The organism is Halorubrum sp. (genome assembly GCF_046498025.1).
GTDB lineage: Archaea > Halobacteriota > Halobacteria > Halobacteriales > Haloferacaceae > Halorubrum.
Map to the genome: position 1 here is coordinate 1 of NZ_JAWOBM010000054.1, position 4,040 is coordinate 4,040.

4 protein-coding genes are annotated in these 4,040 nt (G+C 69.7%); 2 read left to right on the top strand and 2 right to left on the bottom strand.

Going from position 1 to position 4,040, the window contains the following annotated elements; genetic code table 11:
- The coding region (locus tag R6U01_RS11040) for a PH domain-containing protein (protein WP_410286509.1) at window positions 1-750 on the top strand (750 nt) is incomplete at its 5' end.
- Between the two features lie 17 nt (window positions 751-767).
- Here R6U01_RS11040 and R6U01_RS11045 read toward each other — a convergent pair.
- A complete protein-coding gene (locus R6U01_RS11045; protein WP_410286510.1) occupies window positions 768-1,958 on the bottom strand; it encodes an acyl-CoA dehydrogenase family protein in 1,191 nt (396 codons plus the stop codon).
- 198 nt (window positions 1,959-2,156) lie between these two features.
- On the opposite strand from R6U01_RS11045, the gene R6U01_RS11050 reads away from it, so the two are divergent.
- On the top strand, window positions 2,157-3,224 hold the full coding sequence (locus R6U01_RS11050; RefSeq protein WP_410286511.1) for a phytoene/squalene synthase family protein: 1,068 nt from the start codon (window positions 2,157-2,159) through the stop codon (window positions 3,222-3,224).
- A gap of 27 nt (window positions 3,225-3,251) precedes the next feature.
- On the opposite strand, the gene R6U01_RS11055 is transcribed toward R6U01_RS11050, so the two are convergent.
- Window positions 3,252-4,040, bottom strand: a 789-nt coding sequence (locus R6U01_RS11055; RefSeq protein WP_410286512.1) for an HTH domain-containing protein, incomplete at its 5' end; no start/stop codon positions are given.

A 4,040-nucleotide genomic window follows, 5' to 3' on the forward strand; every position in this document is an offset into this window, starting at 1 on the left:
GTGACGGTCGTCCCGTACTACCGGATCCAGACGGTCATCGACAGCCGGACGGTCTTCCAGCGCCGCTGGGACGTGGCGACGGTCGTCGCCGACACCGCCGGGAGCAGCTCGATCGCCGGCACGTCCGCCGCCGCCGTCGACTTCGAACTCGAGGAGGCGATCGAGCTCCGCGAGACGCTGCAGGAGCGGCTTCAGTCGGCGGTCGTCAGCCATCGCAGCCGGCGGGACCGGTTCGAGTGGTTCGAGGGCGACGTCGACGTCGCGGACGGCTCCGCCGGAGATATCGACGCCGACCGCGCGGACGGAGAGCCGGACCGAGCCGAACCCGACGTCGGCGCAACGGGCGACGGGGACGAGTCGACCTCGGAGACACCCGACGAGACCGAGTCGACGTCGGAGGTTCACGACGAGACAGAGCCGACTCCGGAGATACCCGACGAAGGCGTGATCCGTCCCGACTTCTCGGTGAGCGAGCGCGATTACTCCCGCCCCGCCGAACGGATCGACACCGGCGAGTACGCGGTGGACCGGTTCCCGTCGGACGCGGACGTGCCCCACCGGACCGACGACCGAGACGTCGCAGCCGACGAGCCCGTCGAGAAGGAGGAAGACGCCGACGACGGGCCCGTCGAGAACGACGCCGCGGCCGACGAGCCCGTCGAGAGGAAGGAAGACGCCGACCACTCCGTCGAGGATCAGAAAGACGCCGACAGTCTCGACGAACCGAACGACGACGAAACCGGGAGATAACCGCTTCGCGCGCCCGCCTACTCGTCGAGGAGCTGTTGGGCGATGGTGTTCCGCAGGACCTCGCTCGTCCCCTCGTATATCTCCGAGAGCTTCGCGTCGCGGTAGAAGCGCTCGGCCGGGAAGTCCTTCGTGTACCCGTAGCCGCCGTGGATCTGTATCCCCTCGTTGGCGACTTCGCGGGCGATCTCGGAGGCGTACAGCTTCGCCTGCGCGGCCTCCTTGATGTAGTCCTCGTCGCGCATCTTCAGGTCCGCCGCCTCGTGCATCAGCAGCTCCGCGGCGCGGGCCTTCGTGTCCATGTCGGCGAGCTTGTGCTGGATCGCCTGGAAGTCGGCGATGGGGCGGTCGAACTGCTCGCGCTCCTGCGCGTACGATTTCGCCTCGTCGAGGGCGGCGCGGGCGATGCCGACGGAGCGCGCCGCGATCGTGATCCGCCCGCCGTTGAGCGTCTTCAGCGCCTGCACGAACCCCTCGCCCTCCTCGCCGAGCCGGCGGTCCTCGGGGATCCACATGTCGTCGAAGCGGAGCTCCGCGGTCGGACACCCCTTGTCGCCGAGCTTGTCCTCCGTCCCCTCCACGATGAACCCGTCGTCCTCCTCGGGGCGGACGACGAACGAGGAGATCCCCTTCCGGCCCGCGTCGGGGTCTGTCTTGGCGAAGAGGATCACCGTGTCGGCGACGGAGCCGTTCGAGATCCAGAGCTTCCCGCCGTCGACGACGTAGCCGTCGCCGTCGCGCTCCGCGGCGACGCCGCTCCGCTCCGAGGCGTCCCCCGCCTCGCGCTCAGCGGTAGTGGTCATCGCCGGGACGTCCGAGCCGGCCTCGGCCTCCGAGAGCGCGAACGCCCCGATGTCCTCGCCGGTGTTGAGCGCGGTGAGGTACTCCTCCTTCTGTCGGTCGTCGCCGAACTCGTACAGCATGTTCCCCGCGAGCGAGGTGTGAGCGGCGACGACGGTGCCGAGCCCGCCCGAGCCCCGGGAGATCTCCGCGAGGCCGATCGCGTAGCTGTGGTAGTCGAGCCCGGCGCCCTCGTACTCGACGGGAAACGGCATTCCGAGGAGTCCCAGCTCGGCCATCTCGTCGATCAGGTCGGCCGGGAACTCGTCGGTCTCGTCGATCTCGGCGGCCCGCGGAACGACCTCGTCGTCGACGAACGACGCGACCGTGTCGCGGATCTGACGCTGCTCCTCGGAGAGCGTGAAGTCCATACGAACCACTCTGGACACGACGACTTATCGGTTTTCACACGATCCTACACGCGGGCGGGGTTTGCCGCGCTCGATCGCGGCGCTGTCGGTCGAATCCGGCCCGTAGGGGGCGCCGCGAACGTCGTCGTCGCGGCCCGTGGAGGCGTGGGGCGTTCCACGAGGCTTTTTATGCGTTGTGCCGTAAGTGTCGGTAACTGAATGAGCGGACGAGTACACGGTCCCGCTGAGCCCGACCTCTCGTGGTGTCACGAGGCGGTTCAGGGCGTTTCTCGGACCTTCGCGCTGACTGTCGACGTGTTGGAGGAGCCGATGGCCTCACAGATCTGCGTGGGGTACCTCCTCTGTCGCGTCGCCGACACCGTCGAGGACGCCGGTCACATCCCGCCCGAGGCGCAAAGCGACGTGCTGCGCACGTATCGCAACGCGATCGACCCGGAGAGCGACGTCGACATCGCGGCGTTTCGCGACGCCGTCGACGAGTGGCTCCCGGCCCCGGCCGAACGCGACGACGACTGGGAGGTGGTCGCCGAGTCGCCGACGATCGTGGCGACGTTCGAGGACCTCGATCCCGAGGCCCGCGAGGCCATCGTCCCGCCAGTGCTGGAGATGGTGGACGGGATGGCGATGTTCGTCGACCGGCACGCCACCAAGGGCGGGCTCCGGATCGGCGACCGCGACGAGCTGGAGCAGTACTGCTACTACGCCGCCGGCACCGTCGGGAACCTCATCACGAACCTCCTCACCCGCGGCGAGATCACGGAGGACCGCGCACAGCGGCTCCGCGACACCGCCGAGGAGTTCGGCCTCCTCCTCCAGCTCGTGAACGTCTCGAAGGACGTGTACGACGACTACACCGAGGAGAACAACGTCTACCTCCCCGCGGAGTGGCTGGCCGACGAGGGCGTCGACCAGGAGCACGTCGTCCACCCCGAGAACCGGGAGTCGTCCGCCCGCGTCGTCGGTCGCACCGCCGAGTACGCCCGGTCGTTCCTCGACGACGCGCAGGCGTACCTCGAGACGATGCCGCTCTCGAACGGGAACACGATGGAGGCGTGGACGGTCCCGTACCTGCTCGCGGTGGGCACCCTCCGCGAGCTCAAGTCCCGCCCCGAGGACGCGCTCACCGAGACCGGCGTGAAGGTCTCCAGACAGGAGGTGTTCGCGGTGATGGCCGTCGCCGGCGACGCCGGCCGCGACTCCCTGGCCGACCTCCGGCGAACCATCTCCCGGACGCCGTTCCACCGGGCCGTCGAGCCCGCGGACTGACCGAGTCGGTCGGTCTCTTTCGCCGTTTCACAGCCGCGCTCGCGCCCGAGAGACCGCCGGCACGCCCACGCCGATCGTCTCCGCCAGCGCCTCGGCCGCGCTCAGCAGCCACTCGGCGCGCTCGATCCGCGAGTCGAGGTCGCCCGGCCCGATCCGGTACGCCTCCACGAGCTCCTCGACGGTCGCACCGCCGATCCACTCGTCGAGGATCCGGGCGGTCTTCACCGACTCCAGCCACTCCTCGAAGTCGTCGGTCTCGTGCATCGCCGTGGTCAGTTCGCCCGCGTTCGCCCGCGCGAACCGGTAGATCTCGGCGCGCTCCTCGTTGCCGAGGTAGGTGTCCTGCATGTCGGGCGTGTCGCAGATCACCTCGAAGACGGTGAGCGTCGTCGCGTTGGCCATCCCGCTTGCGGTCCGCAGCCCCGCGACGATCCGCTCGCCGGTCTCGGGCCTGACGTACTGCTTCGAGGTGGTCTCGCCGACCGGGGTGGCGACGAGCCGGTACTCCTCGACGCCGCCGGTCTCCCGACGGACCATCCCGGCCGCGACGAGGTCGTCGACCGCGACCGCGACGGCGTCGGCGAGGCCGCCGGCGCCCGCCTCCCGGGCGTAGAAGGTGCCCTCGAACACGCCGAGGATCTCCTCTTCCGTCTCGGCGAAGCCGGTCGCGATCGCGGAGAGGACGTGCGTCCGGAGCGACGCGGGGTCCGCGAGCGTCGACTCGACGGCCTCGGGCTCCCCGTCCACGTAGCGCTCGACGAGCTCGGCCTCGGTGTCGGCGTCGCCGACGAGCACCGCCTCGCCGTGCGGGTCGAG